Source organism: Pseudomonas chlororaphis subsp. piscium (assembly GCF_003850345.1).
Lineage (GTDB): Bacteria > Pseudomonadota > Gammaproteobacteria > Pseudomonadales > Pseudomonadaceae > Aquipseudomonas > Aquipseudomonas piscium.
Genome location: NZ_CP027707.1, coordinates 1,103,158 through 1,118,213 on the forward strand (window position 1 = coordinate 1,103,158; position 15,056 = coordinate 1,118,213).

Consider the following 15,056-nt stretch of genomic DNA (forward strand, 5'->3'; position numbering starts at 1 on the left):
TGTTGTCCATCTGGCCTGTGGGAGTTCGGTATGAGTGAGTCTGTGCGCTTCGAGAATAAAGTCGTGATCGTCACCGGTGCCGGCGGCGGTCTGGGGCAGGCTCACGCATTGCTGTTCGCCAGGCACGGGGCGAAGGTCCTGGTCAACGACCTGGGCGGCTCGACCCAGGGCGAGGGCGCCAATGCCTCGGCGGCGGACCGGGTGGTGGCGCAGATTCGCGAAGCCGGCGGCATCGCCGAGGCCAACCACGACTCGGTGACCGACGGCGACAAGATCGTGCAGAACGCCCTGGATGCCTTCGGCCGCGTGGATGTGGTGGTGAACAACGCCGGCATCCTGCGCGACAAGACCTTCCACAAGATGGAAGACGCCGATTGGGACCTGGTGTACCGCGTCCACGTCGAAGGCGCCTACAAGGTGACCCGCGCCGCCTGGCCGCACATGCGCGAGCAGGGTTATGGGCGGGTGATCTTCACCGCGTCCACGTCCGGCATCTACGGCAACTTCGGCCAGTCCAACTACGGCATGGCCAAGCTCGGCCTCTACGGCCTGACCCGCACCCTGGCCATCGAAGGCCGCAAGAGCAACATCCTGGTCAACGCCATCGCGCCAACCGGTGGCACGCGGATGACCGAAGGGTTGATCCCGCCGCAGGTGTTCGAGCAACTCAAGCCGGAGCTGGTCAGCCCGCTGGTGGTGTACCTGGGCAGCGAGAACTGCCAGGAGACGTCCGGTCTGTTCGAAGTCGGCGGTGGCTGGATGGGCAAGGTGCGCTGGGAGCGCAGCCTGGGCCTGGGCTTCGATCCGCGTGAAGGTTTCTCCCCGGAAGATGTCGCCGCCAACTGGCAGCAGATCTGCGACTTCGAAGGCGCGGCGCACCCCAAGGACAATATCGAAGCCCTGAGAGAGATGATGCAGAACCTGCAGAAATACACGATCTGAAGCAGCCCGCCGGCCGACCCGTACAGCCGTGGCCCGCGCGGCTGTACGCCTTATGCGTGGATCACTATGCTCGTCGGATATCGACCGCATAAGGACACGCAGCCCATGTACGAATCCAAGACCCAGCCGCTGTTATCGCGCCTGTTGTTTCTGCGCCGCTTGTTTCTGCACGTCCTGGCCACCCTGGGCCTGATCGGTATCTCGCTGTTGCTGGGGATCGCCGGGCATCTGTATTTCGAGCCGGGTGTCAGCGGCTACGACGCCTTGTTCAACGCCGCGATGATGCTCGGCGGCATCGGGCCCGCGGCCATGCCCGCCACGGCGGGGGGCAAGCTGTTCTTCGCCAGCTACGGCCTCTATACCAACCTGGTGTTCGTCGCCGCCTTCGGCCTGATCCTGGCGCCGGTGGCCCATCGTTTGTTGCATCGTTTCCATTGCGACGGCGACCAGGCGCCTTGAGCGCCAACCGGACTTTCTCCCGGGCATAAAAAAGGCCGCTGCAAGGCAGCGGCCGAAAGAAGACGTTAGATCAAGGAGCAACAAATCAACGTCAGTGAACACCCGGTGAAGATCTGAATATCCTTGCTTCAAACCTTCTGAATCCTCTTGCCTCCAAGGTGGCGTGATCACACCTCTGGGCGACTCCGCGTGGCTGTTTGCCGTGAGAGCGAGGCCAGAATAAGGGCTGGCTGCTCAATGAAAAATAGCGATTGCGGACAAGGACTGTTACAGCCTGGGCAATAGTAGTGCACACCGCGCGGATATGCCCGGCAAGGGCGCAATCCATCCACCTGATACCCATCCATCCAGCCCGTCGATGTACCGCGCAAAGGCCCGGCTGGCGAGGGCATTCATCCTTTCGGGCGACAACGCGAATACCTCCTTGGTGCGCTTATCGCTCCTGTGCGCCGGCAGTAGGGTGAGGCCTTCTGTCACTCACCGGGGAAGACGCATGACAAAAACAACAATGCGCGCCATCTTCACACCGCGGGCGCTAGCCGTCGCGGTGGCCTTGGGGGGCTGCGCCCAGGCGCAGGCCGTTTCATTCAACATCGGGGAGATCGAGGGGCAGTTCGATTCTTCGCTGTCCATCGGCGCCAGCTGGGGCATGCGCGATGCCGACAAGGACCTGGTGGGTGTGTCCAACGGCGGTCGCGGGCAGTCCTCCACTGGCGACGACGGGCGCCTGAACTTCAAGAAGGGCGAGACCTTCTCGAAGATCTTCAAGGGCATCCACGACCTTGAGTTGAAGTACGGCGACACCGGTGTCTTCGTCCGGGGCAAATACTGGTACGACTTCGAACTCAAGGACGAAGACCGCGAGTTCAAACCCATCAGCGACCACAACCGCAAGGAGGGCGCCAAGTCTTCCGGCGGGCAGATCCTCGACGCCTTCATCTATCACAACTACTCCATCGCCGACCTGCCGGGCACCGTGCGCGCCGGCAAGCAGGTGGTCAGTTGGGGCGAGAGCACCTTCATCGGCAACTCGATCAACAGCATCAACCCGATCGACGTCTCGGCGTTTCGCCGCCCGGGTGCCGAGATCAAGGAAGGCCTGATCCCGGTGAACATGCTGTTCGCTTCCCAGGGCCTGACCGACCAACTGACCGTGGAAGGTTTCTATCAGCTGGAGTGGGACCAGACCGTGGTCGACAACTGCGGCACCTTCTTCGGCAACGACGTGGTGGCGGACGGCTGCACCACTGGCTACACCGTCGGCAGCCCGGCGATCCGGCCGCTGCAACCGATTGCCGCGGCGTTCGGCCAGGGCTTCACCGTGGCCCCCGAAGGCGTGGTGATCGGCCGCGCCGGCGACCGCGATGCCCGCGACTCCGGGCAGTGGGGCACCGCTTTGCGCTGGCTCGGCGCCGACACCGAGTACGGCCTGTACTTCATGAACTACCACGCGCGCACCCCGACGGTCGGCACCATCACCGCCGGGAGCAGCACCCTGGCGAGCATCCCGGGGATCGTCAGCACCGCCAACAGGATCGCCCCGGGCACCGGTTCGGCCCTGGCCCAGAGCGTGATGCTCGGGCGCGGCCAGTACTACCTCGAATACCCGGAAGACATCCGCCTGTACGGCGCCAGCTTCTCCACCACGCTGCCCACCGGTACCGCCTGGACCGGCGAGATCAGCTACCGGCCCAATGCCCCGGTGCAGGTCAACACCAACGACCTGACCCTGGCCCTGGTCAACCCCATCGCCGGTGGCCTGGCATCGCCGGTGCGGACCTCGGCGGGGGCCGACAACACCGGTTACCGGCGCAAGGAAATCACCCAGGTGCAGAGCACCCTGACCCAGTTCTTCGATCAGGTGCTGGGCGCCGACCGCCTGACCCTGGTGGGCGAGGCGGCCATCGTGCATGTCGGTGGCCTGGAGTCGAAAAGCCAGCTGCGCTACGGCCGCGATTCGGTCTACGGCCAGTACGGTTTCGGCGGCGATACCGACGGTTTCGTCACGGCCACGTCCTGGGGTTATCGCGCCCGGGCGATCCTCGATTACAACAACCTGATCGCCGGGATCAACCTCAAGCCCAACCTGTCCTGGTCCCACGACGTCAACGGCTACGGGCCCAACGGCCTGTTCAACGAAGGCGCCAAGGCGGTGAGCCTCGGGGTCGATGCCGACTACCGCAACACCTACACCGCCAGCCTCAGTTACACCGACTTTTTCGGCGGCGACTACAACACCCTCAAAGACCGCGATTTCCTCGCGTTGAGCTTTGGCGTGAACTTCTGACCCGACCCAGGAAGGACAACTTTATGCGCAAGACGATTTTGCAATGCGGTGCCCTGGCCTTGACCCTGCTGGCGGTCAACGTGATGGCGGCGGTCACCCCGCAGGAAGCGGACAAGCTCGGCACCAGCCTGACCCCGCTCGGTGCGGAGAAGGCCGGCAATGCCGACGGCTCGATCCCGGCCTGGACCGGCGGCATCGGCAAGAACGCTGGAGCGGTGGACGCCAAGGGTTTTCTTGCCGACCCGTTCGCCAGCGAGAAGCCGCTGTTCACCATCACCGCGGCCACTGTCGACAAATACAAGGACAAGCTCTCCGACGGCCAGGTGGCGATGTTCAAGCGTTACCCGGAAACCTACAAGATCCCGGTCTACCCGACCCATCGCACGGTCGGCCTGCCGGCGGACATCTACGAGTCGGCCAAGCGCAGCGCGCTGAACGTCACCTCGATCAACGAAGGCAACGGCCTGGCCAACTTCACCGGCAACCGCTACTACGCCTTCCCGATTCCGAAGACCGGTGTGGAAGTGCTGTGGAACCACACCACCCGTTATCGCGGCGGCAACCTACGCCGGATCATCACCCAGGCCACGCCACAGACCAACGGCAGCTACACGCCGATCCGCTTCGAGGAAGAAGTGGCGGTGCCGCAGCAGATCCCGGACCTGGACCCGGAAAAAGGCGCCAATGTGCTGACCTTCTTCAAGCAGGCGGTGACCGCCCCGGCGCGCCTGGCCGGTAACGTGCTGCTGGTGCACGAAACCCTCGACCAAGTGAAGGAACCACGCCTGGCGTGGATCTACAACGCCGGCCAGCGCCGTGTGCGCCGCGCCCCGCAAGTGGCCTACGACGGGCCGGGCACCGCCGCCGACGGCCTGCGCACCTCGGACAACTTCGATATGTTCTCCGGCGCGCCGGACCGCTACGACTGGAAGCTGGTGGGCAAGAAGGAGATGTACATCCCCTACAACAGCTACAAGCTGGATTCGCCGAGCCTCAAGTACGACGACATCATCAAGGCCGGGCATATCAACCAGGACCTGACCCGCTACGAGCTGCACCGGGTCTGGGAAGTGATCGGCACGGTCAAGCCCAGCGAGCGGCATATCTATGCCAAGCGCCACATGTACATCGACGAGGACAGCTGGCAGGTGGCCCTGGTGGATCACTACGACGGTCGCGGCCAGCTGTGGCGAGTGGCCGAAGGGCATGCGCAGTTCTATTACAACGCCCAGGTGCCGGCCTACACCCTCGAAGCGCTGTACGACATCATCGCCGGGCGTTACATCGCCCTGGGGATGAAGAACGAAGAGAAGCACAGCTTCGAGTTCGGCTTCGCCGCCAAGGCCGCCGACTACACCCCGGCCGCCCTCCGCGCAGCCGGTGTTCGGTAAGGCTCAGGATACAAACGATGGCAAAAGGCGACCGATCGGTCGCCTTTTTTATGGACGCGGATCAGCGCGCTGAATACTTCTCAACAAGCACCGGCGACAAGGCTAGGGTGAGGGCACGCAGGCTAAAACTATAAAAAGGCACGCCGCAATGACCGCCATGACCCCCTGTCCTGGATTCCTGCCTCGTTTGTCCTCCCACCACCTGTCCCGCAGCCGTCTGAGTGCCCCGCTTCTGGCATCGCCGGCGCGGGTGAAACTGCTCTGTGCGCCGGCCGGCAGCGGCAAGACGGCCTTGCTCGCCGAGTGCCTGTTGCAGGCGCCGGCCGAATGCCGGGTGTGCTGGTTGCCCCAGGCCGGGGCGATGCAGACACCGCTGCAACTGTGCGGCGAGCTGGCGCGGGCGCTGGGCCTGGCCGCGTCGGACGAGGCTGCGGTGCTGGACCACCTGGCACATGTGCAGACCCCGACCTGGCTGTTCCTCGACGACTACTGCCGGGTCGCGGCGCCGCAGCTGGACCTGCTGCTCGACCGCCTGCTGGCGATCGGCAACCCGGCGCTGACCTGGTGGCTGGGCGGCCGCCGCCGACCGCAATGCAACTGGCCGCGGCTGCTGCTCGACGACCAGCTCTACGAATGCACGGGGCCCGAGCTGGCCTTCACCCAGGAGGACATCGAGCGACTGCTGCGCCAACTGCCGCAACCCTTGTCGATCCACACCGCCAGCCGGATTTTCCAGCGCAGTGCCGGCTGGTGCGCCGGCGTGCGCATCGCCCTGCTCGAAGGCAGCGACCTGGCGGCCTCGCCGTGCCGACAGGGGCGGCCCAATACCCTGCTGGAATACCTGGAGCACGAGCTGTTCAGCGTGTTGCCGGCGGAACTGTCCGAGGTCTGGCATGTGCTGGCGCACCTGCCGCGTTTCAATGCGGCGTTGTGCGAGCACCTGTTCGGCGCCGGGGAGGGCGCCCAGTACCTGCGGGCGCTGCAGGAGCTGGGTTGCTTTATCGAACCCTGGGACCCAGCGCCGGAGTGGCTGCAAGTGTTCGCCCCCCTGGCCCGGCTGATGCGCGACGAGCCCTGGCCGGCGGGACGCTCCTGGCATCGCCGGGCCTGCCAGTGGTTCGCCGCGCAGGAGGACTGGCAGGCAGCGTTCGAGCAGGCGTTGCTGGCGCAGGAATACGAAGTGGCGGTCAGCCTGTTGCAGCACTTCAGCTTCGAGCAGCTGTTCGAGCAGCAGAACGTGGTGTTGCTGTTGCGTCTGCATGAGCAGCAGGGCGACGAGTTGCTGCTCGGCAGCCCGCAGTTGGTGGGGTTGTTGACGGCGGCCTTGCTGTTCGCCGGGCGCTTCGACCAGGCGCAACATTGTGTGGCGCAGATGGCGCGTTTCGCGCCGCAGCCGACGGCCTCCGGACAGCGGCAGCTGGTGGCGCGCTGGCAGGCGCAGCAAGGGTGGCTGCTGCATCTGCAAGGGTTGATGGAACCGGCGCGGATGCATTTTCTCGAGGCGCTGACCGAACTGCCGGCCCATGCCTGGCCGACCCGCCTGCTGTGCCTTTCGGGGCTGACCCAGCAGGCCTTGCTCAGGGGCGAGCTGGACGTGGCGCAGATGCTCAGCCGCGAGGCGCTGTGCCTGGCTCGGGCCCAGGATTCATTGGTGTTCGAAGCGCTGCTGGAGCTGGACCATGCGCAGTTGCTGGAGCAGCGTGGGGCGCCCCACAGGGCGCAGAGCCTGCTGGACGAGGTGCAGCAATTGTTGAGTCGCCAGGCTTATCGGATCGGTCCGCTGCTGGGTCGTATCGCCTTGCGCCGCGGGCGCCTGGCCTTGCGTCAGGGCCAGGCGGAACAGGCCGCCGGGCATTTCCAGAACGGGCTCGAGCTCTGTCTGCTCAGCCATGACAAACGCGCCTTGTACGGATTTCTCGGCCAGGCGTTTCTGGCCGCCAACCAGGGCGATTACGCCTATGCCTTTGTGCGCCTGCGCGATGCCGAGCGACTGATGCAGCAGCGGCAGATTCCCGACACTGTGTACCGCGCCGTGCTGCTGCAGGTCAGCAGCGTGTTCTGGTTGCAGCAGGGGCGGCCGGAACTGGTCCAGGAGGCCTTGAGGCGGGTGCTGCGTCACTACCGTGGACCACAGGCGCGCCAGGCGCCACCGGCCAGCCTCGAGCTGATTCCACGTATCGAGTACCTGCTGGTGCTGGCCGAGGTGTACCTGCAGCGCGCCGAGGCACCAGTGGCAACCTTGCAGCGCCTGCTCGAACAGGCCCGGCAACGGGGCATGTTATGCCTGCAGACCGAGTTGCACCTGGCCCTGGCCGAGGTCGCTTTCCTGCTGGGGGATCGGGCGTTGTCCGACGGTGCCTTGCAGGAGGGGCTGGAGCTCGGTGCGCGCTGCAACCTGCACCAGGCGTTGCATGAGTTGCGCCTGCGTCAGCCGCGGATGTTTGACCTCCAGCCGGTGGCCGAACTCGAAACGTCGGTACTGCTGCCGGCGGCAGGGGAGAGCCCGCTGAGCCAGCGGGAACTGGAGGTGCTGCAACTGATTGCCCTGGGCAGCTCCAACCAGCAGATCGCCGAGCAGTTGTTCATTTCCCTGCACACGGTGAAAACCCACGCGCGACGCATTCACAGCAAGCTCGGGGTGGAGCGTCGCACTCAGGCAGTGGCCAAGGCCAAGACGTTGGGGTTGATGCTGTAACCGCTGGCGGAGCCTGCGATCGGCGTGGGCGGCATTCCGACGTAGCCGTCATAACAGAAGGCTTTGCGAATTATCGGAGGTACCGCGTCGTCAGGGGTGGCGAAGGCTGCGCCGTCGATCGCAGCCTGCGGCAGCGGCTACAGGGGGCTTCAGGGTTGGTAGCCCATGCGCCAGCTCACCGCCTGGGACGCCGCCAGCAGGCGCTGCGCCGCCGGGCCGTTTTCGTCGGCGTGGAACAGCGAGGTCGGGCCGACCACCGTCAGCACGGCGGCGACCTTACCGGTGGCGTCGAACACCGGCGCCGACAAGGCATCCACGCCCGGCATCAGCAGACCATGCACATGGTGCAGGCCGCGCTGGCGAATCTGTTCGCACAGGGCGGCATACACCTGGTCGTCCGCCAGCGCATGGGGCGCGTGGGCCTTGAGTTCCTGTTCGCGCAAATCGACGGTTTCGCGGTTCGGCAGGTAGGCGCCGAACACCAGCCCGGTGGATGAACTGAGCAGCGGCAGCACCGAGCCCAGTTGCGTCACCACCGTCACCGCGCGCACGGCGGGTTCGATATGCACCACGGTCGCGCCCTGGTTGCCCCATACCGCGAGAAAGCAGGTCTCGTTCAACTCATCCCGCAGCTCGGCCAGGGGCAGGGCGGCGACCTTCAACACGTCCATGCTGCCCAGCGCGGCCATGCCCACCCGCAAGGCCTCGCGGCCCAGACCGTAGTGGTTGGTGGCGGTGTTCTGTTCGGCGAAGCCGCTGGCGATCAGCGCTTGCAGATAACGGTGGACCTTGCTCGCCGGCATCTGCACGTGTTCGGCCAGGCGTGACAGCGAGGTGGCCGGCGACAGCTCGGCCAGCGCCTTGAGGATGTCGGTGCCGACCTCGGCCGAGCGGACTTTCTGTTTACCGTTGCTGTCGCTGGTGCTGCGCGGCTTTTCCATGGAGGCGGTGTGATCCCGGGACGAATGGGCGTCTTTATAGCTTGACGGTCAATACCAATCAAATTACGTTATCCGTAATTGGATTACGATAAAAATAACGCAAGCGTGCCCAGAGCTCTTCCCATGGAGTCGCAGGCCGCTGCCAACTCCACTTCCAGGAGGCTCCATGAACCTCGATTCCACGGCGTCCGGGCTTGCGTACCAGTCGGGCTTCGGCAACCAGTTTTCCAGTGAGGCCCTGCCAGGCGCCTTGCCCGTCGGCCAGAACTCCCCGCAAAAAGCCCCCTACGGCCTCTACACCGAACTCTTCTCCGGCACGGCCTTCACCATGGTCCGCAGCGAAGCGCGGCGCACCTGGATGTACCGCATCCAGCCATCGGCCAACCACCCGGCGTTCGTCAAGCTGGACCGCCAACTGGCGGGCGGGCCGCTGGGCGAGATCACGCCCAACCGGTTGCGCTGGAACCCGCTGGATATTCCGAGTGAGCCGACCGATTTCATCGACGGCCTGGTGAACATGGTCGCCAACTCGGCGGCGCAGAAACCGGCCGGAATCAGCATCTACACCTACCGCGCCAACCGCTCCATGGAGCGGGTGTTCTTCAACGCCGACGGCGAGTTGCTGCTGGTGCCCGAACAGGGCCGCCTGCGCATTGCCACCGAGCTGGGGGTACTGGAGGTCGAGCCGCTGGAGATCGCGGTATTGCCCCGCGGCCTGAAATTCCGCGTCGAACTGCTGGACCCACAGGCTCGTGGCTATATAGCCGAAAACCATGGCGCACCCCTGCGCCTGCCCGACCTGGGGCCGATCGGCAGCAACGGCCTGGCTAACCCGCGGGACTTCCTGACCCCGGTCGCCCACTACGAATACCTCAAGCAGCCGACCACCCTGGTGCAGAAGTTCCTCGGCGAGCTGTGGGGCTGCGAGCTGGATCATTCGCCGCTGAACGTGGTGGCCTGGCACGGCAACAATGTGCCGTACAAATATGACCTGCGCCGTTTCAACACCATCGGCACCGTCAGCTTCGACCACCCGGACCCGTCGATTTTCACCGTGCTGACCTCGCCCACCAGCGTGCACGGCCTGGCCAACCTCGACTTCGTGATCTTCCCGCCGCGCTGGATGGTGGCCGAGAACACCTTCCGGCCGCCGTGGTTCCACCGCAACCTGATGAACGAATACATGGGCCTGATCCAGGGCGCCTACGATGCCAAGGCCGAAGGTTTCGTGCCCGGCGGCGCTTCGCTGCACAGCTGCATGAGCGCCCACGGCCCGGATGGCGAAAGCTGCACCAAGGCGATCAACGCCGAGCTGCAACCGGCCAAGATCGACAACACCATGGCTTTCATGTTCGAGACCAGCCAGGTGCTGCGCCCGAGCCAGTTCGCCCTGGAGTGCCCGCAATTGCAGAACGACTACGATGCTTGCTGGGCATCGCTGCCCGCCACCTTCAACCCGAATCGGAAATAACCCATGAATCAGCCAACCATCACCCGCAGCTGGGTTGCCTCCGCCAACGATCATGCCGACTTCCCGTTGCAGAACCTGCCGCTGGGGGTGTTCAGCCTCCAGGGTTCGGCGCCACGCAGCGGCGTGGCCATCGGCGAGCACATCTTCGACCTGGAAGCGGCGCTCGACGCCGGGCTGTTCGAGGGCCCGGCCAAGGCCGCGGTGGAAGCCACCCGTGGCGGCCAGTTGAATGCCTTTTTCGAACTGGGCCGCCCGGCCCGCGTCGCCCTGCGCGAGCGCCTGCTGGAGTTGCTCGGCGAAGGCAGCAGCCTGCGCGGCAAGGTCGAGGCCCTGGGGGCGAAGCTGCTGCCCCTGGCTGCCGATTGCCAGATGCACCTGCCGGCGAAGATCACCGACTACACCGACTTCTATGTCGGCATCGAGCACGCGCAGAACGTCGGCAAGCTGTTCCGCCCGGACAACCCGCTGCTGCCGAACTACAAGTACGTGCCGATCGGTTACCACGGCCGCGCGTCCACCATCCGTACTTCCGGTGCCGACGTACGCCGGCCCAAGGGCCAGACCCTGCCTGCCGGCCAGAGCGAGCCGACTTTCGGCCCATGCGCGCGGCTGGACTACGAGCTGGAGCTGGGTATCTGGATCGGCCAGGGCAATGAAATGGGCGAGCCGATTGCCATTGGCGACGCCGCCGAGCACATCGCCGGCTTCTGCCTGCTCAACGACTGGTCGGCGCGGGATATCCAGGCCTGGGAATACCAGCCGCTGGGCCCGTTCCTGTCGAAAAGCTTCATCACCAGCATCTCGCCGTGGGTGGTGACGGCCGAAGCCCTGGAGCCGTTCCGCCGTGCCCAGACGCCACGTCCCGAAGGCGACCCGCAGCCGTTGTCGTATCTGCTGGACAAGCGCGACCAGGCCGCCGGTGGTTTCGATATCGAACTGGAAGTGCTGCTGCTCACCGAGAAGATGCGCGAGCAAGGCCTGCCGGCCCACCGCCTGACCCTGAGCAACACCCAGTACATGTACTGGACCGTGGCGCAGATGGTCGCCCACCACAGCGTCAACGGCTGCCAGTTGCAGGCCGGCGACCTGTTCGGTTCGGGCACCCTGTCGGGCCCGCAAAGCAGCCAGTTCGGCAGCCTGCTGGAGATCACCGAAGGCGGCAAGAAGCCGATCGAGCTGGCCTCCGGCGAAGTGCGCAAGTTCCTCGAGGACGGCGACGAAATCATCCTGCGCGGTCGCTGCCGCCGTGAGGGTTTTGCCTCCATAGGTTTCGGCGAATGCCGCGGCAAAATCCTGCCTGCCCGTTAAGAAGAGGTGCGCGTCATGGAGCTCTATACCTACTATCGCTCGACCGCTTCCTACCGGGTGCGCATCGCCCTGGCGCTCAAGGGCCTGGATTACCAGGCGCTGCCAGTCAATCTGCTGGCAGCCGGGGGCGGTGCGAATCGCCAGCCGGAATACCTGCGGATCAACCCCCAAGGCCGCGTGCCGGCCTTGCGTACCGATGACGGCGAGTTGCTGATCCAGTCGCTGGCCATCATCGAGTACCTGGAGGAACGTTATCCACAGGTGCCGCTGCTCTCCCAGGAGCTGGCGGCCCGCGCCCACGAGCGGGCGGTGGCATTGCTGATCGGCTGCGATATCCATCCGCTGCACAACTCCAGCACGCAGAACCTGTTGCGTCAGTGGGGCTACGACGAGGCCCGGGTGCTGGAGTGGATCGGCCACTGGATCAGCAACGGCCTGGCGGCGGTCGAGCAATTGATCGGCGAGCAGGGGTATTGCTTCGGCGAACAACCGGGGCTGGCCGACACCTTCCTGATTCCCCAGCTGTACGCGGCCGAGCGCTTCAAGGTGCCATTGGACGCCTACCCGCGGATTCGCCGGGTCGCCGCCTTGGCCGCCGAACACCCGGCGTTCCAGAAGGCCCATCCGGCCAACCAGCCCGATACGCCTGCCTGACCTCTATTGCCGCTGCCACGGCCTGTGGCAGCCGCAATAGAAGATATGCCCGTAGGTGCAAGCCCGCTCCTGCACCTGAAGACGTACACAAGACCGATCATTGCCGCCCAAGAGCAATGACGGTCTGCCGGCTCCCATAACCATAAAAACCAGCAGGTACCTTGCGATGCACAATCAGATTGCCAGCTTCCGGGCGGCGCTCGACGCACGTCCCGTGTCGCGTTATCAGTGGTTGCTTCTTCTGCTTCTGGCCCTGTTGCTGGTCACCGACGGCTACGACGCCCAGGTGCTGGGTTATGTGGTGCCGGCCCTGGCCCAGGACTGGGGCCTGGAGAAAGCTGCGTTCGGTCCGGTGTTCAGTGCCAACCTGCTGGGCTTGACCCTGGGCTCGCTGGCGGTGACGCCGCTGGCGGACCGTTTTGGCGTGCGGCGGATTCTGCTGGCCTGCGTGCTGATCTACGCCAGCCTCACCGTGATGATGGTGTTCGCCGATTCGCTGAACAGCCTGATGGTCGCGCGTTTTATCTGCGGCATCGGCATGGGCGGGGCGATGCCCAGCGCCATGGCGCTGATGTCGGAATACTCGCCACCGCGTCTGCGTACCCTGATGGTGACCCTGGCCGCTTGCGGTTTCTCCTTCGGCGGCGCGGCCGGCGGTTTTGTCGCCGCAGGCTTCATCGACAGCTTCGGCTGGCAGGCGGTGTTCCTCGCCGGCGGTGTCACGCCGTTGCTGCTGTTCCCGTTCCTTGCCTGGTTCCTGCCCGAATCGCTGCCGCGCCTGCTGCGCGATCAGCCGCCTTATGCCCGCCTGCGCAAGGTCACCGCGCGCATGTTGCCGGACTGGCAGCCACCGGCCGCCTCGGCCGCGCATAACCAAGCCGAGCAGGGCAGCAAGCTCACGGTGATCGAGTTGTTCCGCCACGGTTATGCGCGCCCGACGCTGCTGATCTGGTCGACCTTTTTCGTCAGCCTGATCCTGCTGTATTTCATGATCAGCTGGTTGCCGTCGCTGCTGCTGGAAAGTGGCCTTGGCTTGAACGAAGCGAACCTGGTGACCTCGATGTTCCTGTTCGCCGGTACCCTGGGGGCGATCTGCATGGCCTGGTTCGCCGACCGCCTGAAACGCAAGGTACGGCTGCTTTCGGCGGTGCTGGCCGGGGCGGCGCTGTGCACCATTCTGTTGGGCCTGAACCACGACAACCCGCGCTACCTGGTGGCCTTCGTCTTCGCCGCCGGCTTCTGCATCATCGGCGGCCAACTGACCCTCAATGCCTTCGCCAGCAACTTCTACCCGGCCCATGTGCGCGCCACCGGCACTGGTTGGGCCCTGGGTGTCGGCCGCTTCGGCTCGATCCTCGGCCCGCTGTTCGGCGGCCTGCTGCTGGCGATGCACATCCCGGTGCAGCAGATCTTCTTCTTTTGCGCGATTCCGGCGGTGATTGCGGCGCTGCTGATCATCCAGGTGCGCTCGCCGTCCGAGGCTTCTTCGGCAGGCGCGGGACCGGCCCCGGAACTGCAGGCACCGCTCAAACCCTGAACGAGCGCGGGCTCAGCGTGCCAGATGCTTGATCATCGGCACGCAGGCCAGGGTCAGGCCACGGGGCGACTGGTACTGGGCAATCCGTTCGCCGACGAAGCCGCAGTGGCGATAGAAGTCCGCGGCGTTCAGGGTCGAGTCCAGGATCAGGTGCGGCAGGCCGGCCTGCAGTGCCAGTTGTTCGAGGTAGTTCATCATCTGCCGGCCGATCCCGCGGCCCATGTACGCCGGATCGACAAACACCGCATCGACCTGCCCCGACTCCAGGTCGAGCATGCCGCTGGCGGTGATCTGGTCGTCGATGACGGCTACGTGCCCGGTCTTCTCCAGGACTTCGATGAAGTAGTCCCCCAGGCTGCCAGCGGTCCAGACTTGCAGGTCGGCGGCGGGGTAATGGCCGCTGCACTGGTGGTTGATGGCTTGGTTGCGAATGACGAAGACGCGTTGCGCGTCGTCGCCATGAGCTTTTCTGATCAGCATGCTGTGCCCATTCCCTGGTGTGAGCCGAGCATCCTGCCAGAGCCCGGGCGGGGCTGTCATGCAGCCCTGGCCTGGATCAGCAGCAGCCCCCAGCCGGTCAGCAGCGTGCCGTCCGCCCGTAGCAAGGGGTGTATGGCCGTGCGCAGTTCGCTCTTCATCAATGCGCGATTGGCGGGTGTCAGGCGGTCCAGGTCGTAGGTTTCTCCCAACGAGTCCCAGAGCTCCTCGAAGGTGGGCGTCCACTCAAGGCCCAGTTCCTCGAATTGCAGTGAGGTGAAGCGGTGGCCCAACAGTGCCCGCCATCCACTCTGTGACTGAGTACGGGGATCCACCAGGGGCAGGGGACGGAGCTGGTCGCGTCGGGCGGCGGCGCGCAAGGCCTGCAAGTAGCGCTGGCCCGGCTCGCCCAACAGAAAGGCCCGGCCGACGATGGCCGAAAGCTGCCCGCCCTTGGCCAGGACCCGATGGATCTCCTCCAGCACCTGTTCGATATCGCTCATCAGCATCAGGGCCAGGTGCGATACCACGGCATCGACGCTGCCGCTGGCAATCGACAGGCACTGGGCCCGCTCATTGAGCAGCACGCTGCGGTTCGCCAGGCGGGTGTGTGCTGCCTGCAGTTCGGTTGCGCTCATGTCCACGCCAATCAACCGGGCTTCGGGATACTCCCTGGCCAGCAGATCCAGCAGGAAACCGTCGCCGCAGCCCAGGTCCAGCACCCGTGCGCGAAGCTGAGCGGTGGCGAGCGTGGCCGCCAGCATCTCGTAGGATGAACCGCGCCCCGGCAGGCTCAGCCCGGAAAAGGCCGGCGGCGTGGTGCCGGGGCGACGCTGGTGAAAGTCCTGAAGAAAGCGTTCGGCGCTGTTCATGCTGTTCATCCTTGAAGCAAAC

12 protein-coding genes are annotated in these 15,056 nt (G+C 65.2%); 9 read left to right on the top strand and 3 right to left on the bottom strand.

Annotated elements, in window-relative coordinates; all coding sequences use genetic code 11:
• Positions 1 to 30 precede the first annotated feature (30 nt).
• The 5 genes from C4K38_RS04975 to C4K38_RS04995 all read left to right on the top strand — a co-directional run bounded on the left by C4K38_RS04975 (position 31) and on the right by C4K38_RS04995 (position 7,774).
• Positions 31 to 942 (top strand): SDR family oxidoreductase, encoded by a 912-nt coding sequence (locus C4K38_RS04975; protein WP_053277498.1) that lies wholly within the window; start codon positions 31 to 33, stop codon positions 940 to 942.
• A 105-nt stretch (positions 943 to 1,047) separates the two neighbouring features.
• A complete protein-coding gene (locus C4K38_RS04980) occupies positions 1,048 to 1,401 on the top strand; it encodes a hypothetical protein (protein ID WP_053277499.1) in 354 nt (117 codons plus the stop codon).
• A gap of 493 nt (positions 1,402 to 1,894) precedes the next feature.
• Entirely contained in the window at positions 1,895 to 3,688 is a 1,794-nt protein-coding gene (locus C4K38_RS04985; protein ID WP_025806460.1) for a DUF1302 domain-containing protein, read from the top strand.
• A 23-nt stretch (positions 3,689 to 3,711) separates the two neighbouring features.
• Complete coding sequence (locus C4K38_RS04990) at positions 3,712 to 5,079, top strand: DUF1329 domain-containing protein (protein WP_053277500.1); 1,368 nt, start codon at positions 3,712 to 3,714, stop codon at positions 5,077 to 5,079.
• A gap of 148 nt (positions 5,080 to 5,227) precedes the next feature.
• On the top strand, positions 5,228 to 7,774 hold the full coding sequence (locus C4K38_RS04995; protein ID WP_053277501.1) for a LuxR C-terminal-related transcriptional regulator: 2,547 nt from the start codon (positions 5,228 to 5,230) through the stop codon (positions 7,772 to 7,774).
• A 149-nt stretch (positions 7,775 to 7,923) separates the two neighbouring features.
• On the opposite strand, the gene C4K38_RS05000 is transcribed toward C4K38_RS04995, so the two are convergent.
• Positions 7,924 to 8,715, bottom strand: a complete 792-nt coding sequence (locus tag C4K38_RS05000) for an IclR family transcriptional regulator (RefSeq protein ID WP_009047039.1) — start codon at positions 8,713 to 8,715, stop codon at positions 7,924 to 7,926.
• A gap of 166 nt (positions 8,716 to 8,881) precedes the next feature.
• Between C4K38_RS05000 and hmgA the strand changes: the two genes are divergently transcribed.
• The 4 genes from hmgA (at position 8,882) to C4K38_RS05020 (ending at position 13,685) form a co-directional block, all read left to right on the top strand.
• Positions 8,882 to 10,186, top strand: a complete 1,305-nt coding sequence (gene hmgA, locus C4K38_RS05005) for a homogentisate 1,2-dioxygenase (protein WP_053277502.1) — start codon at positions 8,882 to 8,884, stop codon at positions 10,184 to 10,186.
• 3 nt (positions 10,187 to 10,189) lie between these two features.
• The gene (gene fahA, locus C4K38_RS05010; RefSeq protein ID WP_053277503.1) at positions 10,190 to 11,494 is read left to right on the top strand and encodes a fumarylacetoacetase; all 1,305 of its coding nucleotides are present in this window, start codon (positions 10,190 to 10,192) and stop codon (positions 11,492 to 11,494) included.
• Positions 11,495 to 11,509: 15 nt separating this feature from the next.
• Positions 11,510 to 12,148, top strand: a complete 639-nt coding sequence (gene maiA, locus C4K38_RS05015; RefSeq protein WP_053277504.1) for a maleylacetoacetate isomerase — start codon at positions 11,510 to 11,512, stop codon at positions 12,146 to 12,148.
• Positions 12,149 to 12,314: 166 nt separating this feature from the next.
• Complete coding sequence (locus tag C4K38_RS05020) at positions 12,315 to 13,685, top strand: MFS transporter (protein ID WP_053277505.1); 1,371 nt, start codon at positions 12,315 to 12,317, stop codon at positions 13,683 to 13,685.
• Positions 13,686 to 13,697: 12 nt separating this feature from the next.
• Here C4K38_RS05020 and C4K38_RS05025 read toward each other — a convergent pair whose 3' ends face one another.
• Both C4K38_RS05025 and C4K38_RS05030 read right to left on the bottom strand, forming a co-directional pair.
• Positions 13,698 to 14,165, bottom strand: a complete 468-nt coding sequence (locus C4K38_RS05025; protein ID WP_025806467.1) for a GNAT family N-acetyltransferase — start codon at positions 14,163 to 14,165, stop codon at positions 13,698 to 13,700.
• A gap of 56 nt (positions 14,166 to 14,221) precedes the next feature.
• Positions 14,222 to 15,034, bottom strand: coding sequence for a class I SAM-dependent methyltransferase (locus C4K38_RS05030; RefSeq protein ID WP_172833183.1), 813 nt, complete (start codon positions 15,032 to 15,034; stop codon positions 14,222 to 14,224).
• Positions 15,035 to 15,056: the final 22 nt, after the last annotated feature.